Genomic DNA, 24,667 nt, shown 5'->3' with positions numbered 1-24,667 from the left:
GACGGCGGGGGCGGCCTAAAAGCCGACTTTGATTGGACAAAATCCAATGTAGCCAGCCCGGCAAGGAGTCGAACCCACAGAGGACGGCGATAGCCGTTTCGGCTTGGGCATCCTTTCGGAAACCCGAGGGCATACGGTTTCTTTGCCCGGGGCATATTGAAACCAAATTTTTAATCGTAAGGGGTCGTGGCATGCCTGCGCTTCAAGAGAAAGTCGTCTCCATCCTGGAAAAGAAAATTCGATTGATCAAAAGCGGCGAAGAGGCCCTTTACCTGGTGGGGCCGATTCGATTGCCGATCCGTCTGGACGGCGAGACCGTCACGTTCCAATGGTATTGTTGGCTTCGCTGCCAGGAAGTAACCGAGGACGTCGAACGGATCATCGAAAAGCTGTCCTCCGTCAATTTGGCCGAAATGCAGCAGTCCAGCGTTTTGGCGTACGGCGATTTCCGCAACGGCGAGGATGCGCTGATCCGCATGCACTCCATCTGCCACACGGGCGATATTTTCGGCAGCCAGCGGTGCGATTGCGGGTTCCAATTGGAGCAGTCCCTGAAAATGATCGCGGAGCACGGAACGGGCGCCTTGTTTTATCTGGCCAATCACGAGGGAAGAGGAATCGGGCTGTTCAGCAAAGCGATGGCCTACGTCCTGCAGGAAAACGGCTACGATACCGTCGATGCGAATTTGAATCTCGGATTTGTCGACGATGCCCGGAATTACGGCGACGCCATCGAAGTTTTGCGGACGCTTCGTTCGAAGCCGGTCAGGCTGATCACGAACAACCCCAAAAAGCTGGAAGCCTTGAAAAAGGCGGGCATGCACGTCTCGGCCCGGACGCCGCTGTGGGGCAGCGCTTCCGAATTTAACGAAAAATATTTGCAAACGAAAATAAACCGGTCTGGCCACCTGTCGGAAAGCGGCTGTCCGAACGATTAACCGGGAGGCTCGAGGTGGCGGGATGAATTTCGAAATCGGTCTTTATACGCTTGGAGATCTCGTGCCGGACCCGCATGCCGGCAACACGATCAGCCCCCGGCAGCGGTTGAAGGAGACGATCGAGGCGGCGAAGCTGGCCGACGAAGCGGGGCTCGATCTGTTCGGCGTCGGCGAGCATCATCGGCTGGACTATGCCGTTTCGGCGCCGCCGGTCGTCCTCGCGGCGATCGCCCAGGCGACGAAACGGATCAAATTGACGAGCGCGACGACCGTCATCAGCACGGCGGACCCGGTCCGGCTGTTCGAGGACTTCGCCACGCTGGACTTGCTGTCGGACGGCCGGGCGGAAATCATCGCAGGGCGCGGAGCGTTCGTGGAATCGTTCCCGCTTTTCGGCTACGATACGAACGATTACGACGACCTTTTTGCCGAAAATATGGACTTGTTTCTGAAGCTGAACGAAGCGGACGTCGTCTCCTGGTCGGGCCGGTTTCGATCCCCGTTGGCGAGCGCCGAAATCGCCCCCCGGCCGGTCCAAAGCCGATTGCCGATCTGGGTTGGCGTCGGGGGCTCGCCGGAGAGCGCGATTCGCGCCGGAAGGCTCGGGGTCGGCATGGCGATCGCGATTCTCGGCGGCGAGCCCGAACGGTTCAAGCCGCTCGTCGATCTTTATCGCAAGGCCGGCGCCGAAGCCGGCTTCGCCCCGGAGGAGCTCAAAGTAGGCATCACGGGGCACGGGTATGTCGCCGCGACGACGCAGCAAGCGAAAGAGGAATACTTCCCCTATTATGCGAATTACCGTTCTTACGTCAGCCGCGGGAGAGGAACCGAGAGCAGGGTGACCCGGGCCGAATTCGAACGATTGGCGGGCCCGGACACCGCCTTGTTCGTGGGCAGCCCGCAGCAAATCATAGAGAAAATCCTCTATCAATACGAACTGTTCGGGCACCGGCGCTTCATGGCCCAGATCGACATCGGCGGCATGCCGTTCCGCAAAGTCGCGGAAGGCATCGAGCTGCTGGCGACGAAGGTCGCGCCGGCGATTCGGAAAGAGACGGGGAAGTAAGTTTCAGTGGGGCGACTCTGACCTGGTCAGAGTCTATTTGTTTTATAGGGGCCAATCCCGATTTATTTTTCAGCCTCTTTTCACTTCATCCAGCGTTTTTCCGCTGCTGTTCTTCCAATCCGCCCAACCGTTGGACGGTCTGCCGAGAACGACCGCCCCCGCGGCGCTTGGCGAATTAAACACATAATCCGAGACGAAAAGATAATGCTCATCTTGTTTGACTACGATGCCGTCCGAGATCAATTTATTTCTTAACCCTACGTACGATTTCATGCTGGGAGCGGCGTTTAACACCATTTGGGAATTTTTTAGGACAACGAGCCCTTCGTCGGTGAATTGACCGACAGCCTCCACGCCTTTAGCCTTACAATAAAATGTGTCCACGGAAGACACGCTTTTATTCGTATCCCGGGCTTCCTCGAACAAGTGATAACCCAAAGTCGAGATTAAAATCTTCATCGTTTCGAAAATATCCATCAAGTCGGCAATCGCGGATTCGGGTAAATACGTTCTTGCCGGGACGGTTTGTTGCAGTTTATACCGATTTATATCATTGCATCGATCGTAACAATACCATTCCAAGTACTTAATATGGGCTTTCGTGAAAAAATTGTTGTTTGTCGTAATGACGACGGCGTGCTCCCAGAAATCTTTTTCTTTATTATGCTGTTTCAAGCGCGCGTAGCAGTCTTCCGCTTCGCCGATATAAACTCTGGGTTTGGCATCCTCGTCTGTCTGCCCGAACAAAAAGTACAATCCTACGTTCTTCGTTTCATCGCGTTGGCCGGCTTCATTCAGTCTATTTCTGGGTATCAGGATTGCCTTTACGATGCGGCTCGTAATTTCAGCGATTTTTATCCCCCGGGGAGAACCGTCGGGAAGAAAGATTTGGATCGTTCGCGCTTGTGTCAAGATGTCCACCGCCGTGTTAAGAAGTGCTCCGCCCTTCCGGGACTCTGGATTCTAAAAATAAAAATATCATTTTAGGTGTGCTTTGTATATCTGTCATGCAAGTTTGTCAGTGTCAAGCTAGCGTGGGCAGTCATTTAAGATGCCTGGAACGCGAACCCCGAAGGAACCTCTTCCTTGTAAGCGCTTTGCTTCGTTCTTTCATCAAACACAAGTGATTTGTCAGAATTTTTTGCCGTTATCCGCGAAGTGCTTTGAGTGCCATACCCGTTGTGCTGCTTTGCTTCGGTCCTTGCAGCATGCGAATCATTCCAGCGATACAACCCTTGACCGGTTGCGTCACGTTCTTGAGCAATTGCCGCATGTTTATCGACTGCTGCGGCGTTGCCTGCTTACTCGCTTGTCCTTCAACCGTTCTTACCACCGTGCCCGCTTCTTGAATCCTCATCATCGTCCTCAGCATCGCCCTGACGCCTCGCTCACTCCAACTGTACCCGCCACGCTTCGTCCGCTTGGCGAATATACGCATCTGCGATTCCGCGCTTCCCATCGGGCGCATACCGCTTGTGTCGATCCCCTTCGCCTGGAGTGTTTTTCGGTAGTCGTCCAAATGCTTCTCATGCCGCTTTAGAAATCTTTTATACGGCTTCCAATCCTTCCGGTTCTCTTCCGCTATCTCTTGCTCCGACACGCCTTCCAGGACCGCCATAAGCGCGGCTGCATCCTGTTTGGCCAAAGACCGTCTCACGGTCTCCCACACCTGCGGCAAATGACCAACAAAGCGTTTCAAATCACGCGCCACATGAAAGCGGTCCAGCATGTACAGACATTGGTGAAAGTAGGATGTACATTCCCCGATCCACGCCGCGCCGTCTCCGTTCACCACAAGCCACGTGTTCTCGTCGATTTCGTAACGCTCCACCAGAAAGTCCCCGAACCCTTCCCAGAAGTCGCCGCCGCTCGTATGCAGGTAATGCTGTTTGTTCTTCAGCTGTACCCGCTTGCCGTTCTTCTCCCAGCCTTCGTGTACGACTGCAATTGCGTTCTCCATCCCGCGCTTTTTGCTCCGCTGCAGCTTCGTGTACAGCCCATCCACTTCCACGAACAGCACGCGGGCAGCGCGCCGTTTCACCGCTGGCATCGGCTGTTGCGCACGCTCCATCAGTTTTTCCCTGATCGCTTGGTGGCTCAGCACATTGTAGCCCAAAAGCTGCTCCAGCCTCTTTGCGCTGTCCCGGTACGACGGTCCTTGGCTTGCGAATGCGATTGCTGTCTCTTCCAAATGCGGACTGACTTTCCCGCGCCCTTCGAATTGCAACAGCTGATCCAGCAGATACACGTGTTTGCCGCTTCTACGGTCACAGTACAATCTCCGCTTAAAGCGCACATTCCCGAACACTGTGTTGACGCTTGTTTCACGCTCGTCCTTTACTCGATAACGCTCTCGGTCCCGTTGCTCCAGGATCTGCTGATCCAGCGCCTCCAGTACCTGCTTCATCGCACGAGCGAATTCCTCCTGCATTTTCCGGAAAATCCATTGCTCAATCTCTTTCATCGTCGGCATTGTTGTGGTAAAGTGGCTCACAGGAGCTTCCTCCTTCTTGGTGTGTTGTGCGCAAACATCACTTTACCAAGGGAGAAGCTCTTTTTCTATATCCGCTTTTTCCAATTCCTACACCCACAGAGATTTTACACTATCTGCAAGTTTGTTAAAATGATGTTGTCCGGAGTGCAATCATCCATGGGATTCAACCTAATATCGTAAACGCCCCCAAAAAGGAGAGTCCGCCGATGTACGAGCTGAAAACGAAAGAAACCGACAACAGCGTCATCGAGTTCATCGAAAATGTAGACAACCCCAAGAAACGCGAAGATGCCTATGCGCTTTTGGACCTTTTTGCCGAAACGACCGGCTATCCGGCCAAAATGTGGGGACCGAGCATCATCGGCTTCGGCTCGTACCACTACAAATACGCGTCAGGCCATGAAGGCGACGCGCCGCTCGTCGGCTTTTCGCCGAGAAAGGCGAAGATCAGCCTTTATTTCGCGACGGGCGACGAGAAGCGGGAAGAGCTGCTGCGGAATTTCGGCAAACATACGGCAGGCAAAGGGTGCGTCTATATTAACAAGGTCGCGGATATCGATACGGACGTCCTGAAGGCGCTCATCGAGCAGTCGGTGAAGTTTTTGAGGGAGACCTACCCGGGTTGAATCGGGCCGCTTTTCCGCGTTATATCGGCGCGAGGCCCGATTAACGGCCTCACGGTGCCGTTAATTTCGCGTAAGCGCCCTTTCCATACCGGTTCCGCCGGAAGAATCATCGCTGCGCGAGTTTTTTGCCATAATATCCATGTCAACGCGTCGTACCGATAAAGTAACGAAAAGGAGCGCCACGCATGGTAGACGTTCAAACGGAAACGGTCATCCGCAGCCCCCTGGAACGGGTAGCAGCGTATGCGGCCGACCCCGATCATGCTCCCGAATGGTACGTCAACATCAAATCGGTCGAATGGCAGACCCCGAAGCCGCTGGCGCTCGGTTCCCGGATTGCGTTTCAAGCGGATTTTCTGGGGAGGAGGTTGGCGTACGTATACGAAATCGCGGAATACCGTCCGGGCCGGCTGCTGGTGATGAGAACGGCCGACGGGCCTTTTCCGATGGAGACGACGTATGTCTGGGAACCGGCCGAAGCGATGATGCGCAGAGCGAACCGTAAGGATTTGAAGGCGATCAAGCGGATATTGGAAGGACAAGCGCGATAACTCCGCCTTCGGAAAAAGAACGGCGCAGGACTGTCGCCGGCCGTCATGAACGGCGGCCGGGCGGTCCTGCGCTGTTTTGGTTCGAATTCCCGCTATCTTAGCCCAACTGAACGAAGAAGGTCGTCGTCTCGTTCGGCACGCTTTTGGCGTAAATTTTTCCCCGGTGCTGCTCGACGATCGACTTGGCGATGGCAAGGCCGAGGCCGTAGCCGCCGTGCTTGCGCGAACGCGACGGGTCGGCGCGGTAGAAGCGGTCGAAAATTTTGCCGAGATGCTCGGCGGAAATGCCTTCGCCGGTGTTGGTCACGGAGAGCAGGATGTGATGGCCCGTCTTCCTGAGCTTGAGCTCGATCGAGCCTCCGGGATTCGTATATTTGACCGCATTGTCCAGCAAAATCATGGCGACCTGCTTCATCTGCTCGCTGCTGCCGTTCACGGTCAGGCCGGGCTCGATCTCGTAGTCGAGCTCGATGTTTTTCTCGAAGATAACGGCCTCCATCGTGAGGATGACGCTTTCCACGGCTTCGCTCAGGTCGAACGGGACATGGAGAATGCGCTCGCGGACGTCGTCCATCTCGGTCAAATACAGCAGGTCGTTCGTGAGCGTCTTCATGCGCTCGGTTTCCGATTTGATATGGTGCAGCCACTTCGACTGTTCGCGGATCGTATCCTCGCTGTTGGCGAGCAGGACATCGGCATTGGTGTTGATGACGGCCAGCGGCGTCTTCAGTTCGTGCGAGGCGTCGGCGATGAACCGCTTCTGTTTGTTGAAGGCTTCCTGCACCGGCACGATGGCGCGGTTGGCGAAGTAGCGGCTGGCGACATAGATGGCGACCAGCATGACCAGCGCGACGGCGGAAAACGTATAGATGAGATTCGTCAAAATGTTCTGCCGGGCGGTGACGTCCAGATAGACGAGGGAATATCCCGTGACGGTCGGCTGCACGCTATATGCCCAGCGGGTTCCGTCCAGCGTGAACTGGCCGTTATCCGATGGATCGGAGGCCGCTTCCTGAACGGCGATCGCATAGAACTCGTCGTCCATGTCGAACCGGGAGTCGATCTCTGTCAGGTTCCAATCCGCGTCCGCTTGCAAGGAGAACGAGACCGATCGTTCCGCCGGGGGCTCCAGCTTGCCGCGGCCCGTCTGCGGAAAGGGATTGTCCCCCCTCTGCGCGGCAAGCCGTCCCCCGCGTCCGGTTTGCGGTATGTCTCCGACACGCGTTCCAGGTCCAGCGCGATGTCTCTGCGCACGTCCCGGTACGTGATCGTATAGATGGCGGCGAAGGCAACGAGCATGATGATCGAAATGATGATCATGTTCATCAGGAGAAACCGGTTGCGCAGCTTGTTGAACATCAGGAGGCCCCCTCCAACACGTACCCTACGCCCCGAATCGTGGCGATCCGGACGGACGCGTTCAGGAACGCGAGCTTTTTCCGCAAGAATGAGATGTACACTTCCACGTTATTGTGCTCGGCATCGGAGTCGAACCCCCACAGCTTCTCGATAATTTGCTCCTTGGAGGTCACCGCCTGCTTCCTCGCGATCAGGAGCTCGAGCAGCTCGCTTTCCTTCAGAATCAGCTTCAGTTCCTTCCCTTTGCACGTGAGCTTAAGCGTCGACGTGTTCAATTCGATATCTCCGAATTTCAGCCCGTCCTCCGGCACGACCTCGCCCTTGCGCCTTAACGCCGCCCGGATCCGCGCCAGCAGCTCGCCGGTCGAAAAAGGCTTGGCGACGTAGTCGTCCGCCCCGTGGTCGAGGCCCGCGATTTTGTCCGGCACCTCGCCTTTGGCCGTCAGCATGATGACCGGCGTCGAAATCCCTTCGGCGCGCAGCGTTTTGAGCAGCGTGATCCCGTCCATCTCCGGAAGCATGATATCGAGCAGCAGCAGGTCGTAAATGCCGCTCAGCGCGTTGTCCAGTCCCGATTGGCCGTCGTGGACCGCGTCGACGGAATAATGGTTTTTTTTCAATATTTGAGCCAGCGCCTCCGCCAGATGCACTTCGTCCTCTACGATTAAAATTCTCATGGCTGCAGCCCCTTTAGGTTGACGTGCCTCTATTGTAGGAACGGAACCTTTAATCAACCTTAATAGTAGCATCCGCTTGCGGCCGGGAGAAACTTTTTTACATTGCGATAACAATTTAAGCTTCGCTAAAGGTTGGCGCTCTAACATACAGACATGAAAGGGCGAGGACATCGCCGACGGAAAGGGAGTGCCGCTCATGGCAATCGAAGTGTTCAACCGTTACGAAAACAAATATTTGATGGACGCCCAGGCCTTTCATGGCCTTTATCACCGCCTGATGGAATATATGGAGCTCGACGAATACAACAAAAACGGCAAGTTCTACTCCATCAGCAACCTCTACTACGATACCGATCGCCATACGCTGATCCGCAACAGCCTGGCAAAGCCGAAGTACAGGGAGAAGCTGCGGATTCGGGCTTACGGAGTTCCCGAGAGCGATGCGAAAGTGTACCTGGAGCTGAAAAAAAAGGTGTTCGGCGTCGTCAACAAGCGAAGGACGGCGCTTAAGCTAAGCGAAGCTTACGAATTCGTCCGGACGGGGAAAGCGCCGGCATTCCGAGCCGGGATGAACCGGCAGGTGATCGGGGAGATCGAGTACTTCCTGTCGAGATACGAGCTTCGGCCGATGGTGTACCTTGCGTATGACCGGATCGCGATGTTTTGCAAGGGGAACCGGGATTTGCGCATCACCTTCGACACGAACATCCGGTCGCGGCGGCACGATCTGAGGCTGGAGAGCGGCGACCGCGGCGAGCAGCTGCTCGAGGACGGGCAGTGGCTGATGGAAGTGAAGGCGGAGAAGACGGTTCCGGTCTGGCTGGCAAAAATGCTGTCGGAGCACAAGATGTACCGGACGAGCTTCTCCAAATACGGCAACGAGTACAAAAAGTCCGTTCGATACGCAAAACCGGAAAGGGAGAGAGTCGTCCTATGATCGAATCCATCGAGTCCATTATCGCTTCCGGCGCGGCAAGCGCGGAATTGACGTTAACCTACGCGCTGCTGACGTTCGCCGTCTCCATCGTGCTTGGCTCCGTGATCAGCCTTACGTATATGAAGACGCAGCCGGCGTTTTCCCCCAGCTTTACGCTGACGATGATCGTGCTGCCGACGATCGTGGCCATCATCATTTTGCTGATCGGCAGCAACATCGCCAGAGCTTTCAGCCTCGCCGGGGCGTTCTCCATCATCCGGTTCCGAAGCGCCCCGGGCGATTCCAAGGATATTTCGTACGTTCTGTTCTCGATGGCGGCCGGGCTTGCCTGCGGCGTCGGCGCGTACGGCTACGCGGTGCTGTTCACGGTATGCTTGTGCCTGCTTATGTTCGTCCTGAAAGCCTTCAAATTCGGACAAAACAAATCGCCGCTCAAGCTGCTCAAGGTCACGATCCCGGAAAGTCTGGGCTACGAGGAAGCTTTCGACGAAGTGTTCCGGAAGTTCGGCATCGACTATGAGCTGAAAAAAGTCCGGACGACCGAGCTGGGCAGCCTTTACGAAGTCGTCTACGCGGTGAACCTGAAGTCCGAGACGAACCAGAAGGAGTTTCTCGACGCGATCCGGTGCCGGAACGGCAATCTGGACATTGCGCTCACCATGAATCCTGCGGTGCAGGAATATTAAACCAGGAAAGGTTGATTAGAAATGAAAAACGATTCCCGAATGAAACTTATCGGCATCACGCTTCTTTGCGCCATTTTGGCGGCGGGGTGCAGCTCGAACGCTTCGTCTTCCGACGCGGGCGCGTCCTCGGCCGCGGCCTCCGCCGAGGCCGTTCAAACGAGCGAAGCCGGCGCTTCCGCCGCGACCGCGCAGCTGGCGGCTCTCCATCTGGACGACCAGGTCGAATACGACGAAGACGACGAGTCGACGGCGTGGAGCGAGGACGGCTCGACGATGATTACCCTCGACGGCTCCGGCGCCAGCGTTGCCGGGGCGGGAGCGGCGGCGGACGGAAGCGTCGTGACGATTGCGGAAGCCGGCACCTATGTCGTGAGCGGAACGCTTGACGACGGCCAGCTTGCGGTCAACGTTCCGGACGAAGTCGTGCATATCGTATTGAACGGCGCGGAAATCCATAACTCCGACGGTGCCGCCATTCATGTGGTCGAAGCGGGCAAAGCCGTCATTACGCTGCAGGAAGGAACGGAAAATACGCTGACCGACGGCGAGACGTACGCGGATACGTCCGAAGACGCGCCGACCGCCGCCCTGTACAGCAAAGGCGACCTGACGATCAACGGCGCCGGCAAGCTGACCGTGCAGGGGAACGGCAACGACGGCATCACCGGCCGGGACGATCTGAAAATCGTGAGCGGCGAGATCGTCGTCGAGGCGGCGGACGACGGCATCCTCGGCCGCGATCTGCTGGCGGTCAAGGCCGGCACGATCGCGGTCACGGCTGGCGGGGACGGCATGAAGTCGTCGAACGACGCCGACGCGGGCAAAGGCGTCATCGCCATCGCCGGCGGCACGTTCGACATCGCCGCAGGGGGCGACGGCTTTCAGGCGGCGACCTCGCTGCTGATCGCGGACGGATCGTTCGCGATCGTGTCCGGCGGAGGCAGCGCGGCGGCCGCGCCGCAAACCGGCGCGGATAACGGAGGCTTTAGCCCGCAACGAAGTCAAACGGCCGCCCAGACCGGGACGGCCGACACGGAAACTGCGGAAACGACCAGCGCCAAGGGGCTTAAAGCGGCGGCGGATATCGTGATCGCGGGCGGCTCCTTCCAAATCGACGCCGCGGACGATGCCGTCCACAGCAACGCGAACGTCAGCATTTCGGGCGGACAATTCAGCCTGGCAACCGGCGACGACGGCATTCATGCGGACGCCTCGCTCGCCATCGGCGGCGGCGCGATCGACATCGCCGAGAGCTACGAGGGCATCGAGGGGTCGGACATCGCGATCGCGGGCGGCGAAATTCGGCTTGTCGCCAGCGACGACGGCATCAACGTGGCCGGCGGCAACGACGAATCGGCCGCGGGCGGCCGCGGCGGCCCGGACTCGTTCAGCTCCAGCGGCGGAACGCTGACGATAACCGGCGGCTACCTGGCGCTGGACGCTTCGGGCGACGGCCTCGATTCCAACGGCTCGATCGTCATGTCCGGCGGCACCGTGCTGGTGAACGGCCCGACGATGAACGGCAACGGCTCGCTCGACTATAACGGCACCTTCGAGCAAACGGGCGGCCTTCTCGTCGCCGCCGGCAGCTCGGGCATGGCTCAGGCGCCGTCCGAGGATTCGTCGCAGCGCTCCGTCATGATGACGTTCCCGGGCGCGCTGGAGGCGGGCACGCTGGTCACGCTGGCGAACAGCCAGGGAGAGCCGGTCGTCTCCTTCGCTCCGGCGAAGTCTTTCCAGATCGTCGTCATCTCTTCGCCGGATCTGACGGAAGGCGAGACGTACGCGTTCTACACGGGCGGCACGTCGACCGGCGCCGAAACGGACGGCCTGTACGAAGGCGGCGCGTTGACGGGCGGAACGGAGGTCGTCAGCTTCGCCCTCGGCGCGAGCGTCACCTACGTGAACGAGTCCGGCGTCACGACCGCCGGAAGCGGCATGGGCGGCATGGGCGGAGGCCGTGGCGGCATGGGACGCGGCGGCATGGGAGCAGGCCGGGATGCGGCCGTGGACGCAGCGCCGCAGTAAGGCGGCGGGGGCCGGGCGCGGTTGAGGGCTGAAGTGCTGTCGCGACATCGAGACAAGCAGCGGAGAAGGACGAAAAGGGTGCTGCTCCAAACCCGGCGCAGCGAGGTCGGCCTGGAGCGCTTCCCTCGCGAGATTGGTTATTATGCGGCAATTCCCGGATCCGGATCGTTTTACGATACTGAAAAACTGCGTTCCACATTGGTGGACGAACTCAGATGGGTAACCATGACTCATCTCACCCCTCCGCATGCAAGCTGACAATCACTGACAATCCAGTTGAGTCGTGGTTACCCATCTCAACCCGCCGAACGCAAACATTCGTACGCACTTGAGCAAAATTTACTCATCTCACCACCTCCGCATGCACGCTGACGATCCAGTTGAGTCGTGGTTACCCATCTCTACCCGCCATTCGCTATCCCCGGAACTCTGCCTTTCCAGTAGCCGTCAGCGGAAGAAGCAGCCGCTTAACCGACACCTAAGCTGCCTCACGCAGTCCGGCCGATGCCAATCCCCTGCGGCGGATTTCGGAAAAACAGCCGGATCGCAAGCTCCGCCGCCAGGAAAAGGGCGACGATCGCGGCGATTACGCTTGCCGCGTAGCCGTTGGCGTAGCTCATTCCGAGCAAGTCCACGAACACCAGCAGCAGCATATGGATCGCTTGGTTCGTGAAGCAGAACGCGTAGCTGCGAACCATCCAGCGGCGGTGCTTCTGGATTTGCTTACGTTTGATTTGAACAAGAGCCGTAATCGTAATCGCCATCCAGACGATGTTGAGCAGGTTGAACGAGATGCTGACGATTTTTCCTCCGGTCGCGTAAGGGGCCAAGTAACCCGAGGTGATGATGACCGCAGCAACGCTGACGATATAGACGTATCCCGTCCCCCGATGCAGCGTCCTGTATTTGCGCAGCAGCTTGCCGGAGAAATTCATCGCTCCCGCAAGCAAAGCGGCGCAGGCGAATCCGATGTGGATATCGACCATCGTCAGCCATAACGGAAGCCGAATCGGGCGATCGAGCCCGGTTTTGCGGCTTAGAAACTCGGCAAACGCCGGATCGAACACGAAGCGGTTCAGGATCGTCCAGACGATCCAGACGGCCGCGACGGCGACGAGGATGCGGTACGGCGTTTTACCGTTCATCGCCGCGTTCCCCCTTTACGATGGCTTTCAGCCGCCTGTATTCCGCTTCCCCGATTTCCCCTTTGGCAAGCCGCAAGCTTAGCGCGGCTTCCGCCTCTCGCGCCGCTCTTTTTCCGAACCCGCGGAGCCGGGAGAACTGAAACGCGCCGAATACGAACAGCGAGACAAAAAACCAGAAATGCATCGAGAACAAAAGACTTCGTGGAAATTCCATGACGTGCGCTCCTTTTTTTTCGCGATTCAGGCCTCTGCCCAAAGAATACCCGACAAATATACCGGAACGAGGGGCGAAAAAATCACAATATAATCAACAAACGATCACGATTCGTGGCGACCGAGGCCTCGCGGGCGGGAGAGTGTTATACTGGCAGTAACCTTAGAGCGGACCGGAGCAGCCGGATGGCGCAGAAAAAGCGGGGGATAGCGGTGAACGGACGGCAAACCGTCCTTGTCGTCGACGACGACAGGAGCATCGTGGAGTTAATGAGGGATTTTTTGGAAAATGACGGATTTCGGGTAATGACGGCGTTTGACGCGGAGGACGCGCTGGCCTTGTTTCGGGAAGCCGCCGTCGACTGCCTCGTCGCGGACGTTATGATGCCCGGGCAGGACGGCTTCGAGCTGTGCCGGAAAATCAGGGCGGTCAGCGATGTGCCGATTTTGTTTCTGAGCGCGCGGGACGACGACGTCCACAAAATCCGCGGCCTGGGGTTGGGCGGCGACGATTACATTGTCAAAACCGCGTCCCCCGGCGAAGTCGTCGCCCGCGTGAAGGCGGTGCTGCGGAGGTACGGCCATGCCCGCAACGCCGCCCCCGCGTGCTGAATTACGGGCGCATGCAGTTGAATTTCGACACCCGCGAAGTGCTTGTCGACGGGGAGCCGGTCGCTTTAACGCCCAAGGAGTATGACCTCCTTCGCCTGCTGAGCGAGCATCCGCGCCAGGTGTTTACGTACGACCAGCTGCTGGAACGATTGTGGGAAGGCGTCGGCGACAAGCATACGGTACGGGTGCACATCGCCCGGCTTCGCGAAAAGATCGAGACCGACCCGAACGAGCCTCTCTACTTGACGAATGTGTGGGGAGTCGGCTACCGGTTCGAGGGGAAACCGCGATGAAGAAGCTTCGGGTACGCAGCTTCATGATTCTGGCTCCCGTTTTGATCAGCGCGTCGGCCTGGGTCACGTACGTGATCGTCCGTTTCGCGGCAACCGGCACACTCGTCTTCGGGTCGGAAGATCGCGCCCCCGATCCCGACCTCATCTGGTTTTCCTCGCTGTTCGGGTTCGCGCTGGCCGTCTTCCTGATCGGATACGCCATGCGCAAATGGATCGCGAGGCCGCTCGAAGCGATGGGCGAGGCGGCCAGACGAATCGCCGGGGGGATCTCGACGTCGAACTGCCCGAATCCCGCATCCGGGAAATCGCCGAGGCGCGCGAAGGGTTCGAAGCGATGGTGGCGGGGCTGCGGCAATCCGTCGAGCGCCGGGCCGAACTGGAGGAGGAAAGGCGCTTCTTCATCGGCGCCATCGCGCACGATTTGCGCACGCCTTTGTTCGCCCTGAGAGGGTATCTCGACGGCCTTGATCAAGGGATTGCCTCTTCGCCGGAACAGATGAAGAAGTACGTGGCCGTCTGCAAAGAAAAGTCGAATCAGCTCGACCGGCTCGTGTCGGACCTGTTCGCTTACGCGAAGACGGAGTATAGGGAGACGGTACGGCTGGAGGACCATGCGGATCTAGCCGAGGTCGTTCATAAATCCGTCGACGGCATCCGCCGGGCGGCCGAGTCGAAGAACATCTCCGTTCGCGCGGAGATCCCCGGCGAAGCTTGCCCGGCAAGGGGAGACGCCCACTTGCTTGAACGGGCCGTAAGCAACCTTTTGGACAATGCGGCGAGGCATACTCCGGCTCATGGCGAAATCTTCGTCCGGTGCCATGCGGAGGGCGGCCGCGCGGTCGTCACCGTCCGGGACACGGGCTCCGGCTTCGCACTGTCCGATCTGGAGCGCGTCTTCGAGCCACTGTACCGGGGGGAGGCTTCGCGGAACCGGGACACGGGCGGGGCCGGGCTGGGGTTGACCATCGCCAGGCGGATTTTTCGGGCGCACGGCGGGGATCTGGCCGCGGCCAATCGCCCGGAGGGCGGGGCGGAGCTGACCGGCTGGCTTCCGGTTTCGGAGGGCGGCGATTAAATCGGGGATTTCCGCGGTCGCTGTTCTCTAGGCATTTTCTCGACATCGGTGTATGATAATTGAGAATAAATATCAATTGCGATGGCCGATTGATTGTGCAGGAGGCAAAGTGGCAATGCTCCGAAGCGAGCGCGAAGCACGGCGGAGCAGGCATTGAAAGTCTACGCCGACAAGGCCGAAACGGCAAAAACGAAGCTGGCGCCATTGTCGGAAGGCAAAAAGGCGGCGATCATTCGTTTTAATGCAAAAGGCATGTTTCTTTTTGAATGGCAATTACTTCAGCGGCTACGTCCTTGCGCACGATCTTGGCTTTGCCCAGAGCAGCCTGGTTTCGGGCGGCGCCCTCGACGTCTCGCTGGAAATCCTGCCCGAATTGGATGCCGATTATATTTTCCTCGTGAAAGACGGAAGCCAGGGAGACCAATTTCTGAACGAATTGAAGGAAAGCAACGTTTGGAAAAACATGCCCGCAGTCAAAAACGGCAACGTGTACGAGACGGAGAGCGACTACTGGCTGAGCGGCGGGCTTATCGCGCAAGGGAACGTGATCGACGACGTCGTGAGGTTCCTCGCGCCATGAACGCAAAAACGAAAATCCCGTATATACCCGATCGTTGCTACGAATATCCGATGACGTCGAACGCGCGGCTGGATTATCGGATTCTGATTGCCGCCCCGGCGGACGAGCCTCCGCCAAGCGGCTATGCGGTCGTCTATGCGTTGGACGGCGACGCGTTGTTCCGGACGCTTGCGGAAGCCGTCAGGCTGCAAACGCGCAAGCCGAAGGGGTACGATCCGATTCTGGTCGTCGGAATCGGATATCCGTCCGGGGAGCCCCTCCGTCTGGTGGGGAAACGGCGAGGTGCTGAAGGAGCTGGAGAGGTTCAAACAGACTTGGCAGGGAGAGCACCCGCTTCACTTGCTGCTGGCCATCGGCGCCAACGAACTGGAGGATATGCTGGAGGGGGCGGAGAAAGTAGCGGAGGGCTTGCGTCCGCTGGCCCAGCAAAACGTTTATATGAAGCATGTCAAGTTCGCGGACGAAGAACATGTAAGCGTCCTGCCTGCCATCCTCGGCCGTATTCCGCGTTTTTTATGGTCCGATCGGAGATAAGGCAAAATGGATTTCGACCGTCAGGGGATGTCTTCCTTGACGGTTTTATTTTGGAATTCACCTCGCTATAGAGCGGTTGCAGAAGCTTAAGGAACGGAGAAAAGAGGACAGCTCAAGCGGAGGGAGACCTATGCTGGATTTTGTCCAATCTAGGAAGCGGAAAAGGAAGAAACCGTTAGCCAGAGTGGATTTTATCCAACGAGAAACATGAAATTTGGGTGAAAACGCCGAAAAGCCCCCGCCAGATTGGACAAAATCCAACGAAGATGACGTGTTTTGCGAAAAAACCGGTTTTGATTGGACAAAATCCAACCAAGCTTTGCCGAGGCCGGCATAGAAACGGAAAAAGCCAGCGAATGAATCGTTCATCCGCTGCTTCTTTGCGTTAGTTTCCGGTAAGCAAGGCGAGCAGTTCCGCAAGCCGGTCCAGCGTTTGCTTGCCGCCCTCGACCGCTCCGTATTCTCTGACGGCGTGATCGCGTTCCGCGGCCGTTTTGAACAGCAGCCGCATCGTGATCGAAGTTCCGCCGTCGTCTTCCCGGAACGTAACCGTCGTTTGAAACTGCCCCGGGCTTTCCTCTTCTCCGTCGCTCGTCGCATAGACGAGCCGCTCCGGCTTTTGCATCTCGACGAACACGATTTGATTCGGAAAGGCGACGCCGTCAGGGCCGTGCATCGTAAATTTCCATACGCCCCCCGGCTTGAAATCGAATTGCTGCGAAGCGATCTTGAATCCCCTCGGCCCCCACCAATTCGCAAGATGTTCCGGACGCGACCAGGCTTCCCAGACCAATTCCCGCGGAGCGTTAAAGCTGCGGTTCAATACGATTTCCCTGTCCTCTGCGTTCTCGGTTTCCGGATATCCTTGGTTTTCCGCCATTGATAAAACCTCCGTCATTTAGGCCCTTTGTCGGGCGGTTTGTCTTTGTGGATTAAATATACCATAATGAGAATATTCCTATAAAGGAATATTTAAAATGAGCGTATCTCGCCGATCGGGAACCGTTCGAACCTGACTGAAATGCTTGATTTGGACTATATGCGCGAGAAAGTAAGCGAAGAGCATCCGATGCTTCTCAAGCGACTGGAAGATACTCTCGAATGGGTCAAAAAAAATACGATCGACTAGCGGCCTCGTTTACGGGGTCGCTTCTTTTTTTGCCGTGTCGTTTGCCGACGAATCCGATCCATCCGAAGGGACTATCGAACGAGAAATGCGACATTAGTCCCTATTTCGGAAAAGTATTTTGCTTTTATACTTGGTATTTAGGGAAATTCGTGTCTGTTTTCCCATCATTTTTACATAATGGAGGGGTTCGTATTCGCAAAACAGGCAAACGGCATTTTTGGAGCGTGGCCGTTCTCGTTTGCGGTTTGGCCTTGACGTCCCAGGCCGCCTCGGCGGCGGACGTGTCCCAATTCGCCGATCTGGAGTCCGTCGATCCGTCGTTGAAGAAGAAAATCGAAGCCCTGCTCGAAGCCGGGGTTTTCGAAGGAACCGGCGACGACTCATTCGGCCTTCAAGAGCAGATGAGAAGGGCGGAACTCGCAAAGGTTATGTCTCTCGTGTTCGACCTCAAGGTCGATTCCGTTCTGATTCCCGGTTCCGGCAGCTTTCAGGACGTGACTCCGGAGCACTGGGCAAGCCGCTTTATCGAAGCGGTCAAAGAAGCGGGATTGATGGAGGGCACGGGCAACGGAGAGTTCGATCCCTCCGGAACGGTCACGCTGGAACAGCTTGCCGCGGTGCTTGTCCGAGGCTTGGGGGAAGAGACGAACACCCCCTCCCAGGGGTCCTCCTCCAACGTCGACGCTTCCGAATGGGCGAAAGGATACGTCGCCCGGGCGCTCGAATTAAAGCTGCTTCAAGCGGGAAGCGACGGAACCTTCGCAGGAACCGGCGCGGCCACCCGGGAAACGCTCGTTCAAAGCGCCTTTGAGACGAAGAAGGCGATCGAGCCCGAGCTCGATGTCCGAAGCGCCGTTCTGGATGCGGGCAATCGGCTGACCATCGAATTTTCCGCGGCGATCGATCCCGATTCGTTCGAGCTGTCGAATATTCGGATTAACGGGATCCCGCTCGGGGACGGCGACGCGACGTACACGCTCTCCGAAGACGGCAAGCAGCTGATCGTCACGTTGAAGTCGACCTTCTACGCGGGAAATGCGGCGAACGCCCGAATCGAGGTTGCGGGCATCCGCTCTCTGTTCGACGCGCCGATGTCCGAAGCCCGGCAAACCGTCGCGCTGACCGTCACGAATCCGCCGGCGCCGCCGGTGACGTCTCCGGCTCCGGCTCCGGTCATCGTTACGGCGATGCCGACGGCGGATCCGGCAGGCGGCGAAGTGGCGTCCGGGACCGCGGTTGCGCTGAGCACGGCCACGGCGGGCGCAAGCATTTACTATACGACGGACGGCAGCGAGCCGACGACGGACAGCGCTCTGTACGGCGAGCCCATCGCCATAACGGGGCCGACGACGATCAAGGCGTTCGCGGTAAAGGCCGGCGAGACGGCCAGCGCGGTGATGAGCGCCAGCTACACGATAGCGGTCGAGCCGCCGGAGGACACGACGCCGCCGGGCTTTGCGGCGACTTATCCGAAAGCCGGCGCAGCGCAGGCCGACGGCAGCCGGAAGGTTGAGCTTCTCGTTCGGGCGGACGAAGCCGGAACGGCGTACTACGTCGTCGTGGCGGAAGGGGCGGAGGCGCCGAGCGCGGCGCAGGTGATGGCCGGTCTGGACGGCTTCGGCGATACCGCGTTGGACAGCGGAAGCGGGGCGATGACGGCAGGCGAGGAGCTGGTTGTCGTCACGGAAGCATTGCCTGCGGACGCAACGGCTTATGACGTTTACGTCGTGGCGGCGGATGCGGCGGGCAACGCGACGGCACCGGCCAAAGTGGACGTCACGACTCCGCCGTCGGACGTCGTCGAGCCGCCGGGGGACACGACGCCTCCGAATTTTGCGCCGACCTATCCGAAAGCGGGGACGGTCCTGCCGAACGGCAGCCGCCAGGTGATGTTCAAAGTGCGGACGGATGAAGCGGGTTGGCTTAAGTACGTCGTCGTTCCGGACGGGGACCGGCCGCCGGACGCGGAGCAGATCGAGTCCGGGTTTAACGGCGAGAACGGAGCGGCCCTTGCCTTCGGTCAAGGGGGCTTGGAGGCCGACATGGAATACGATGTTCTCGTCCTCGATCCCCTGCCGGCCGATGCGACGGCATACGATATTTACATCATCGTGACGGATGAGGCCGGGAACGCGACAGCGCCGGTCAAATTGGACGTCACGACGCCGCCGGCCAAAGTGATCACGACGCCGCCGGCAGCAGAATAAAGCGAACCTCCGGAAACGCGCGAACGCGGGCAGCTGCCCGCGTTCGTTTGTTTGTTTTCAGGCTATGGAATTACCCGAATTGCAAGTGCCGAAGCTTATCCGGATTTCGCACCATGTAAATGCGCCGAAAGCCGCCGTCGTCCCCCAGTTCCATGCTGACGACGGTCGGATACGGATCCGCGGGATTGGACAGAACAAGACCGGTCTGCCCGTTGACCCGCACGAGGCGGATGTCGCTCCATGCCGCGAACTTCGACGCGAGCCCGCAGAAGAACGCCGCGGCGCGCTTGGGCGTGACGATCGGGCGGACGGCCGCCTGCACCTTGCCGCCGCCGTCGGAATAAACGACGATGTCCTCGCTGAGCATCCCGATCAGCGCCTCCATGTTGCCCGTCGTGGCGGCCTGGATGAAGCGCCGGACAAGCCGTTCGGAATGCTCGGCGTCGGTTAGGCCGACGGGCTGCTCCGCCTGGATTTTGCGTTTGAGGCGGCTATAAATTTTGCGGCAGCCCGTCTCCGTTTTTCCGAGCATTCCGGCAATTTCGCGGTAGTCGTAGTCGAACGCTTCCCGGAGGATGAACACCGCGCGCTCGACGGGGGTCAGCCGGTCCAGCAGCACAAGAAACGCGTACGAAATCGAATCCTCCAGCTCGACGGTTTGCAGGGGATCATGCCCCGCGCCGGCTTGCGGATAAGCCTGCACGATCGGCTCCGGCAGCCACGGACCGACGTACAGCTCCCTTTTTTTGCGGGCGGATTTCAAAAAATCGAGACAGCGGTTTGTCACCATTTTGCATAAAAAGGACTTCGCGTTCCGAACATGCTCCGCGCCGCTCTCGGCTTGAAGCCGCCGGACCGCCACGAACGTATCCTGGACCAGATCTTCCGCGTCGCTGACCGAACCGAGCATCCGGTACGCGATCGAAAGAAGCAGCGGCCTGTATGCCGCATAAACGGACTCAAGCTCCACGTTCCATCGCTTCCTTGTTCTGTTCTTTATCGCCGATTATACGCATCGCCGCTTCCTTGGCGCTAGCCAGCGAAGCGTTCAGCAGCATGCCTTCCGAGCCTACCCAGTCGCCCGCGACGTACAGGCCCGGCCTGCCTTCGACGACCGGCCCCGGCCGTCCCGCGTATCCGCCCGTGCGCGCGGCGACGACCGCATTCGATACGAGCATGTGCGGCAGGAAGCGGCGCTGCACGACGTGCTTGCGCCAGCCGGGCTGGATGAGATCGAGAAAACGCTCCAATTCGCGTTCGTCCTGCCTGGCGTCCGTGTCTTTCCCCGGAGGCAGGTACTTCATGACGTGCACGACCGAATGTTCCGGGTTGTCGGTAAATGTCGCTGCGGCCGAGTGGTTGGAAAAATACCACGGGCGGTCGGCGCCCAGGGAAAACGTCGTTTTCGGCTGCGGCAGTCCGGCGACGACGAGGTCCAGGCAGGCCGCGTAAACCGGAACGAGCCGGGAAAAAGCGTCCGCTTCCCCGGCGGGAAGGGGAGCGTCCAGCAGGGCAAGCGTCTCCTTCGGCCCGGCCGTCGACAGCACCCGGCGGGTCTGCAGCCGCGTACCGTCTTTCAGGGTAACCGTCATCTCCGGATCCGCGCCGGAAATTTCCCGCGCCGCGGCGCCGCAGCGTATCGCGACCCCCGCCGTTTGCGCCTGCGCCCTCAGCCGATCCGCGATCGTTTGCCAGCCGCCGTTCACGTACAGCACCGACGAATGCCGGAGCTGGTCGATCGCGGCGCCGGCGCTGGCCAGTTCGGGGGCGTCGCAATAGGTGCTGACCCGCACGAGCGCCATCGCGATGTTGCGAACGCGGGGACTGCGGATGCGGTCCTCCAGATACCGCTGCAGGCTGATGCCTTGCAGGGCGGACGTCTCGGTTTTGCGGATTTGGGCGTAGAAGCGGATCAGCTCCGTTTTTTCCGGCCATGCGAGAAAAGAACCGACCAGCAGCTTCCACAGCGGAACCGCCGTCTCGCCGCCCTCGCGCTTGAAGACGAGCGGACCGCCGGGCTTCGGCGACCCTCCCCGGGGTTCGACGCCGACTTCCCGCAAGATCCCGAGCGCGCTTGCATAGAGCGCATGCGCGCCCAGATTCAGCCGGGCACCGCCCAGTTCCTTCGTGGCCGCTCTGCCGCCCGTTTGGGGCGATTTCTCCAGCAGGACGACTTTCCGTCCGGCCCGGGCCAAGTAGATGGAGGCCGTCAATCGTATGCGCGCGGGGACGAGGTCGTGCTGAAGGTCGAGGGCCTGAGCAAGCGGAACCTGTTCGAAGGCATCAGCTTCGACGTGCACAAAGGCGAGATCCTCGGCTTTTCCGGGCTGATGGGCGCAGGCCGCAGCGAGCTGATGCAGGCGATTTTCGGCGCTTATCCGTACGACCAAGGCTCCGTTTACCTCAACGGGGAAAAGCTCGCGATCAAAAACTGCGGCGAAGCGATCGAAAAGGGGATCGCGATGGTGCCGGAAGACCGCAAAGGCCAGGGGCTCGTCCTGATGAACTCCGTCGGATTCAACATGACGCTGTCCGAGCTGAAGCATCTAATGAGCAACAAGCTTCTCGTGAGCGAGCGGAAGCGGAGCGAAATTATCGACAAGTACATCAAGGATTTGAATATTAAAACGGCTTCGCCCGACGCCGAAGTGTCGAGCTTGTCCGGGGGGAACCAGCAGAAGGTCGTTCTCGCGAAATGGCTGGCCACCCGGCCGAAGCTGCTCATTCTGGACGAGCCGACAAGAGGCGTCGACGTCGGGGCGAAGGCCGAAATTTATTCGATCATCAACGAGCTGGCCATGGAAGGCCTCGCCATCATTCTCGTCTCTTCGGAGCTTCCGGAAATTATCAACATGTGCGATTCCGTATGCGTCATGCGAAACGGGAAAATCGCGGCGCAGCTCGGCCAGTCCGAGCTTACGCAAGAAAATATCATGCGTTACGCAACAGGAGGGTAAAACCCATGACCCGCAAAATGGAGAGAACAAGCCCGTTTCTGACGGCGTTTAAAAGTCCGGTGATTTAGGTCAGTTGTAACCGTCTCTTCGGCATAAAAAAAGAGGAAAACAACCCAACCAGCGCCGAAATGAGCAGGTCCGACACTGCCTCCATCATCACGGATTTCGGTTTTGGACATGCCAAAACACCGGTTTGTGGTCGCTTTTTCTTAAACCGGCACAGTCTTTTCAGATTTTGAACGATGGCCGTGAGCACCGCCTGCTCTTGCATGCAGTCCAGTCCACGGCTCCGTGCGCGGCCCAGGCCATGCGCGACTTTGCTTTCGGCAAACACATGCTCGCACCGCGTCCGCAACTTTTGCAGATGACGGTAAGAACCCATAAGCTGAATTCGTTTGGCTTTGTTTCGAATTTGGATTTCCCGGATTTTGGCCAGCCGTTTGCGTTGTTTCTCCGGATCGTTCGTTTGACGTTTCCAAGCAGGTACATCTTCCAGTGTCAGGTTGCGAAGCGAAACCAGGGGAACAATCCCTTGCTCGAACAACGCTTGCAGATAATCTGTCGTACCGTAGGCTTTATCGGCAGAAAGCGTCCGAATCCGGATTTGCGGATGGGCAAAACGGATCGCGAAGAGCTGCCGCAAGCTCGTTTCACGCTCAGCCGTTCCGGACGCGATGCTCGCTTGCGTAGACAGAATGACGCCGGATTTGATATCCGTCACATCATGCACCAAATACCGCAAATGCGCTTCCTGACCGTTGCTCTTTTTGTACAAGCGGGCATCCGGATCCGTTACGCTGCGGTGGGTCTTGTTCGAGAACGTTTTGCCATGAAAATCTTCATGCGTCGCTTCGTCTTCCAGCAGCCGCTCTTTTTGCGCGGGCGGTGCGGGCGGCTGTCGGTCATCATCGGAATCATGGGCGACACCACCGGTCTCTTCATCTTGCCGGGCCATGCGAGCCAAATAGTCTTCAATCGACTCCACCGGGGCCAGGGTGATTTCTTTCAAGCTGTGAATGGATGCGTTGGCCCGTACCTGGGTGCCGTCGACGCCGACATGCACATCGGGTTGGACCAGTCCCGCGGCGATGCACTGATCGACGACATGTTTCATCAGCTTCTCAAAAACACCGTGCGTTCGCCACAATTTCCGGGTCTTCACCAAGGTCGTCCGATCCGGCAGGGACGGCCGCGATGAGTCCGGGCGCACGACGGATTCGAAATCCAGTCCGCAAAACCACAAATAGCCCGCATGCATGGGCAACAGTTGATACAATTCCCGTTCGGAATGGTTGAACAAATACGAAAGCAGCATCAGTCGAACCATCCGCTCCGGGTCAGCCGCCGGGCGGCCGGTACGTTCCGTATATAGAGGCGCCACCCAATCATGAACGATGGAAAAATCAAGCGCTTCGTTCAGTTGGCGCAGGATGTGCTTTTTCGGCACGAGTTCATCCATATCCACGAATTGGAACATCTGAGGCTGGATAGCCGATGACTTGCGGGCTTTCATACCTAATCACTCTTTCGATAGTCGTGTTACGATATTAATTCGACAAAACCGTGATAAAAGCCTGCTTACGCGGACTTTATCACCGGACTTTTAAAGGGAATATCGGCATCCTTGCCGTGCTGGTGCTTTTGTTTGTCGCGCTGGCGCTCACGTCTCCGGTCTTCCTGACCGAAGACAACCTGATCACCGTGCTGAGGCAAATCTCGATCAACGTCTTTCTGGCGCTCGGGATGACGCTGATCATCATTCTGGCCGGCATCGACCTGTCCGTCGGGGCCGTCGTCGCCTTGACCGGCACGCTGACGGTCGGCTTCATCGTCAACGCCGGCATCCCGCTCGTTCCGGCCATTTTGCTCGGACTGCTGATCGGCACGGTCGTCGGCTTCCTGAACGGGTGCATCGTCAGCTGGTTCAAGCTGCCGGCCTTTATCGTGACGCTGGCGACGATGAACGTGGCGCAGGGGATCGCCTATCTGTACAGCGGCGGCCAATCCGTACGGATCACGAACGACGCGTACACGACGATCGGAACGGGCCAATTGTTCGGCTTTCTTCCGCTGCCGGTTTTGTACATGTTCGTCCTGATCTTTATCTTTTCGGTGCTGCTCAACAAAACGAAATTCGGCACGTACGTCTATGCGATCGGCGGCAACCGGGAGGCCGCGCGCCTGTCCGGCGTGCCGATCAAAAAAGTCGAAATCGCCGTCTATACGATCACCGGCTTTCTCGCCGCCTTTGCCGGAATCGTGCTGTCGGCCCGGATGTACTCCGGCCAGCCTTCGGTCGGCCAAGGGTACGAGATGGACGCCATCGCGGCGTGCGTCCTGGGCGGGGTGTCGATGGCCGGCGGCCGGGGCCGCATCAGCGGAACCGTGCTCGGCGCCATGGTCATCGGGGTCATCAGCAACGGGCTGAACCTGCTCGGCGTCAGCTCGTTCTGGCAGTTGGTCGTCAAAGGGATCATCATTCTCATCGCGATCCTCGTCGACGCCCAAAAGGGAAAACGCCTGAATTTTTCCTTCAAATTCGCGAAAAACTAAACGAAAT

24 protein-coding genes and 2 pseudogenes are annotated in these 24,667 nt (G+C 58.5%); 15 read left to right on the top strand and 11 right to left on the bottom strand.

The features are described 5' to 3' along the window. The first annotated feature begins 191 nt into the window (after nucleotides 1–191). A complete protein-coding gene (locus JW799_RS06720) occupies nucleotides 192–938 on the top strand; it encodes a GTP cyclohydrolase II (protein ID WP_205429163.1) in 747 nt (248 codons plus the stop codon). Between the two features lie 22 nt (nucleotides 939–960). Then, entirely contained in the window at nucleotides 961–2,004 is a 1,044-nt protein-coding gene (locus JW799_RS06715) for an LLM class flavin-dependent oxidoreductase (protein ID WP_205429162.1), read from the top strand. A gap of 69 nt (nucleotides 2,005–2,073) precedes the next feature. Here the strand turns inward: JW799_RS06715 and JW799_RS06710 are convergent, their stop codons facing one another. Both JW799_RS06710 and JW799_RS06705 read right to left on the bottom strand, forming a co-directional pair. Beyond that, on the bottom strand, nucleotides 2,074–2,916 hold the full coding sequence (locus JW799_RS06710) for a GIY-YIG nuclease family protein (RefSeq protein WP_205429161.1): 843 nt from the start codon (nucleotides 2,914–2,916) through the stop codon (nucleotides 2,074–2,076). A gap of 235 nt (nucleotides 2,917–3,151) precedes the next feature. After that, on the bottom strand, nucleotides 3,152–4,498 hold the full coding sequence (locus JW799_RS06705) for an ISLre2-like element ISTco1 family transposase (RefSeq protein ID WP_080836672.1): 1,347 nt from the start codon (nucleotides 4,496–4,498) through the stop codon (nucleotides 3,152–3,154). A 206-nt stretch (nucleotides 4,499–4,704) separates the two neighbouring features. Here JW799_RS06705 and JW799_RS06700 point away from each other — a divergent pair, with 206 nt between their 5' ends. Both JW799_RS06700 and JW799_RS06695 read left to right on the top strand, forming a co-directional pair. Beyond that, nucleotides 4,705–5,124, top strand: coding sequence for a DUF1801 domain-containing protein (locus tag JW799_RS06700; protein WP_080832270.1), 420 nt, complete (start codon nucleotides 4,705–4,707; stop codon nucleotides 5,122–5,124). Between the two features lie 185 nt (nucleotides 5,125–5,309). Next, a complete protein-coding gene (locus JW799_RS06695) occupies nucleotides 5,310–5,675 on the top strand; it encodes an SRPBCC family protein (RefSeq protein WP_205429158.1) in 366 nt (121 codons plus the stop codon). A gap of 97 nt (nucleotides 5,676–5,772) precedes the next feature. On the opposite strand, the gene JW799_RS06690 is transcribed toward JW799_RS06695, so the two are convergent. Genes JW799_RS06690 through JW799_RS06685 form a run of 3 tightly spaced genes read right to left on the bottom strand, consistent with a single transcriptional unit; the run spans nucleotide 5,773 to nucleotide 7,711 of the window. Next, nucleotides 5,773–6,771, bottom strand: coding sequence for a sensor histidine kinase (locus JW799_RS06690; RefSeq protein WP_240353185.1), 999 nt, complete (start codon nucleotides 6,769–6,771; stop codon nucleotides 5,773–5,775). After that, nucleotides 6,744–7,034, bottom strand: coding sequence for a hypothetical protein (locus JW799_RS28405; protein ID WP_240353184.1), 291 nt, complete (start codon nucleotides 7,032–7,034; stop codon nucleotides 6,744–6,746). Before JW799_RS28405 ends, JW799_RS06690 begins: the two co-directional genes overlap by 28 nt. After that, nucleotides 7,034–7,711, bottom strand: a complete 678-nt coding sequence (locus tag JW799_RS06685) for a response regulator transcription factor (protein ID WP_080832267.1) — start codon at nucleotides 7,709–7,711, stop codon at nucleotides 7,034–7,036. The genes JW799_RS28405 and JW799_RS06685 overlap by 1 nt, the downstream gene beginning before the upstream one ends. A gap of 196 nt (nucleotides 7,712–7,907) precedes the next feature. On the opposite strand from JW799_RS06685, the gene JW799_RS06680 reads away from it, so the two are divergent. Genes JW799_RS06680 through JW799_RS06670 form a run of 3 tightly spaced genes read left to right on the top strand, consistent with a single transcriptional unit; the run spans nucleotide 7,908 to nucleotide 11,362 of the window. Next, entirely contained in the window at nucleotides 7,908–8,648 is a 741-nt protein-coding gene (locus tag JW799_RS06680) for a polyphosphate polymerase domain-containing protein (RefSeq protein WP_080832266.1), read from the top strand. Next, nucleotides 8,645–9,334, top strand: coding sequence for a DUF4956 domain-containing protein (locus tag JW799_RS06675; RefSeq protein ID WP_205429156.1), 690 nt, complete (start codon nucleotides 8,645–8,647; stop codon nucleotides 9,332–9,334). Before JW799_RS06680 ends, JW799_RS06675 begins: the two co-directional genes overlap by 4 nt. 21 nt (nucleotides 9,335–9,355) lie before the next feature. Continuing rightward, nucleotides 9,356–11,362, top strand: coding sequence for a carbohydrate-binding domain-containing protein (locus tag JW799_RS06670; RefSeq protein WP_205429155.1), 2,007 nt, complete (start codon nucleotides 9,356–9,358; stop codon nucleotides 11,360–11,362). 488 nt (nucleotides 11,363–11,850) lie between these two features. Here the strand turns inward: JW799_RS06670 and JW799_RS06665 are convergent, their stop codons facing one another. Both JW799_RS06665 and JW799_RS06660 read right to left on the bottom strand, forming a co-directional pair. Next, the gene (locus JW799_RS06665) at nucleotides 11,851–12,507 is read right to left on the bottom strand and encodes a DUF2306 domain-containing protein (protein WP_205429154.1); all 657 of its coding nucleotides are present in this window, start codon (nucleotides 12,505–12,507) and stop codon (nucleotides 11,851–11,853) included. Then, nucleotides 12,497–12,721 (bottom strand): hypothetical protein, encoded by a 225-nt coding sequence (locus tag JW799_RS06660; RefSeq protein ID WP_205429153.1) that lies wholly within the window; start codon nucleotides 12,719–12,721, stop codon nucleotides 12,497–12,499. Before JW799_RS06660 ends, JW799_RS06665 begins: the two co-directional genes overlap by 11 nt. Nucleotides 12,722–12,906: 185 nt before the next feature. Here JW799_RS06660 and JW799_RS06655 point away from each other — a divergent pair. The 5 genes and pseudogenes from JW799_RS06655 (at nucleotide 12,907) to JW799_RS06640 (ending at nucleotide 15,814) form a co-directional block, all read left to right on the top strand. Further along, nucleotides 12,907–13,625 (top strand): annotated as a pseudogene (locus JW799_RS06655) (response regulator transcription factor). Further along, a complete protein-coding gene (locus JW799_RS28400; protein WP_240353183.1) occupies nucleotides 13,622–14,071 on the top strand; it encodes a HAMP domain-containing protein in 450 nt (149 codons plus the stop codon). Before JW799_RS06655 ends, JW799_RS28400 begins: the two are co-directional and overlap by 4 nt. Next, nucleotides 13,960–14,700: a sensor histidine kinase gene (locus JW799_RS06650; RefSeq protein WP_240353182.1), complete on the top strand. Its 741-nt coding sequence runs from the start codon at nucleotides 13,960–13,962 to the stop codon at nucleotides 14,698–14,700. Before JW799_RS28400 ends, JW799_RS06650 begins: the two co-directional genes overlap by 112 nt. A 262-nt stretch (nucleotides 14,701–14,962) precedes the next feature. Then, a complete protein-coding gene (locus JW799_RS06645; RefSeq protein ID WP_240353181.1) occupies nucleotides 14,963–15,280 on the top strand; it encodes an ABC transporter substrate-binding protein in 318 nt (105 codons plus the stop codon). Next, a pseudogene (locus JW799_RS06640) lies at nucleotides 15,277–15,814 on the top strand (alpha/beta hydrolase). Before JW799_RS06645 ends, JW799_RS06640 begins: the two are co-directional and overlap by 4 nt. Nucleotides 15,815–16,199: 385 nt before the next feature. On the opposite strand, the gene JW799_RS06635 reads toward JW799_RS06640, so the two are convergent. After that, the gene (locus JW799_RS06635) at nucleotides 16,200–16,694 is read right to left on the bottom strand and encodes an SRPBCC family protein (RefSeq protein ID WP_205429152.1); all 495 of its coding nucleotides are present in this window, start codon (nucleotides 16,692–16,694) and stop codon (nucleotides 16,200–16,202) included. Nucleotides 16,695–17,167: 473 nt separating this feature from the next. Between JW799_RS06635 and JW799_RS06630 the strand changes: the two genes are divergently transcribed. Further along, nucleotides 17,168–19,150 carry an S-layer homology domain-containing protein gene (locus tag JW799_RS06630; RefSeq protein WP_205429151.1) on the top strand — a complete coding sequence of 661 codons (1,983 nt, stop codon included), beginning with the start codon at nucleotides 17,168–17,170 and terminating at the stop codon, nucleotides 19,148–19,150. 70 nt (nucleotides 19,151–19,220) lie between these two features. Here the strand turns inward: JW799_RS06630 and JW799_RS06625 are convergent, their stop codons facing one another. Together JW799_RS06625 and JW799_RS06620 are read right to left on the bottom strand one after the other, a co-directional pair. Then, nucleotides 19,221–20,120 (bottom strand): RNA polymerase sigma-70 factor, encoded by a 900-nt coding sequence (locus JW799_RS06625; protein ID WP_205429150.1) that lies wholly within the window; start codon nucleotides 20,118–20,120, stop codon nucleotides 19,221–19,223. After that, entirely contained in the window at nucleotides 20,110–21,363 is a 1,254-nt protein-coding gene (locus tag JW799_RS06620; RefSeq protein ID WP_205429148.1) for a phytoene desaturase family protein, read from the bottom strand. The genes JW799_RS06625 and JW799_RS06620 overlap by 11 nt, the downstream gene beginning before the upstream one ends. 24 nt (nucleotides 21,364–21,387) lie before the next feature. Between JW799_RS06620 and JW799_RS06615 the strand changes: the two genes are divergently transcribed. Further along, on the top strand, nucleotides 21,388–22,107 hold the full coding sequence (locus tag JW799_RS06615) for an ATP-binding cassette domain-containing protein (protein ID WP_205429146.1): 720 nt from the start codon (nucleotides 21,388–21,390) through the stop codon (nucleotides 22,105–22,107). A 64-nt stretch (nucleotides 22,108–22,171) separates the two neighbouring features. On the opposite strand, the gene JW799_RS06610 is transcribed toward JW799_RS06615, so the two are convergent. Next, the gene (locus JW799_RS06610; protein ID WP_205428726.1) at nucleotides 22,172–23,620 is read right to left on the bottom strand and encodes a transposase; all 1,449 of its coding nucleotides are present in this window, start codon (nucleotides 23,618–23,620) and stop codon (nucleotides 22,172–22,174) included. 116 nt (nucleotides 23,621–23,736) lie between these two features. On the opposite strand from JW799_RS06610, the gene JW799_RS06605 reads away from it, so the two are divergent. Continuing rightward, nucleotides 23,737–24,660 carry an ABC transporter permease gene (locus tag JW799_RS06605; RefSeq protein ID WP_338026233.1) on the top strand — a complete coding sequence of 308 codons (924 nt, stop codon included), beginning with the start codon at nucleotides 23,737–23,739 and terminating at the stop codon, nucleotides 24,658–24,660. Nucleotides 24,661–24,667: the final 7 nt, after the last annotated feature.

Origin of the sequence: Cohnella algarum, assembly GCF_016937515.1 — a bacterium.
GTDB lineage: Bacteria > Bacillota > Bacilli > Paenibacillales > Paenibacillaceae > Cohnella > Cohnella algarum.
Note: the sequence above shows the minus strand (reverse complement) of the source record. Positions and strands in the feature narration are given on the sequence as shown.

Coding starts and splice junctions, on each gene's coding strand:
- JW799_RS06610 (WP_205428726.1), bottom strand. CDS start 23,620: ATGAAAGCCCGCAAGTCATCGGCTATCCAGCCTCAGATGTTCCAATTC.
- JW799_RS28400 (WP_240353183.1), top strand. CDS start 13,622: ATGAAGAAGCTTCGGGTACGCAGCTTCATGATTCTGGCTCCCGTTTTG.
- JW799_RS06695 (WP_205429158.1), top strand. CDS start 5,310: ATGGTAGACGTTCAAACGGAAACGGTCATCCGCAGCCCCCTGGAACGG.
- JW799_RS06670 (WP_205429155.1), top strand. CDS start 9,356: ATGAAAAACGATTCCCGAATGAAACTTATCGGCATCACGCTTCTTTGC.
- JW799_RS06700 (WP_080832270.1), top strand. CDS start 4,705: ATGTACGAGCTGAAAACGAAAGAAACCGACAACAGCGTCATCGAGTTC.
- JW799_RS06635 (WP_205429152.1), bottom strand. CDS start 16,694: ATGGCGGAAAACCAAGGATATCCGGAAACCGAGAACGCAGAGGACAGG.
- JW799_RS06650 (WP_240353182.1), top strand. CDS start 13,960: ATGGTGGCGGGGCTGCGGCAATCCGTCGAGCGCCGGGCCGAACTGGAG.
- JW799_RS06715 (WP_205429162.1), top strand. CDS start 961: ATGAATTTCGAAATCGGTCTTTATACGCTTGGAGATCTCGTGCCGGAC.
- JW799_RS06680 (WP_080832266.1), top strand. CDS start 7,908: ATGGCAATCGAAGTGTTCAACCGTTACGAAAACAAATATTTGATGGAC.
- JW799_RS06675 (WP_205429156.1), top strand. CDS start 8,645: ATGATCGAATCCATCGAGTCCATTATCGCTTCCGGCGCGGCAAGCGCG.
- JW799_RS06660 (WP_205429153.1), bottom strand. CDS start 12,721: ATGGAATTTCCACGAAGTCTTTTGTTCTCGATGCATTTCTGGTTTTTT.
- JW799_RS06720 (WP_205429163.1), top strand. CDS start 192: ATGCCTGCGCTTCAAGAGAAAGTCGTCTCCATCCTGGAAAAGAAAATT.
- JW799_RS06685 (WP_080832267.1), bottom strand. CDS start 7,711: ATGAGAATTTTAATCGTAGAGGACGAAGTGCATCTGGCGGAGGCGCTG.
- JW799_RS06665 (WP_205429154.1), bottom strand. CDS start 12,507: ATGAACGGTAAAACGCCGTACCGCATCCTCGTCGCCGTCGCGGCCGTC.
- JW799_RS28405 (WP_240353184.1), bottom strand. CDS start 7,034: ATGTTCAACAAGCTGCGCAACCGGTTTCTCCTGATGAACATGATCATC.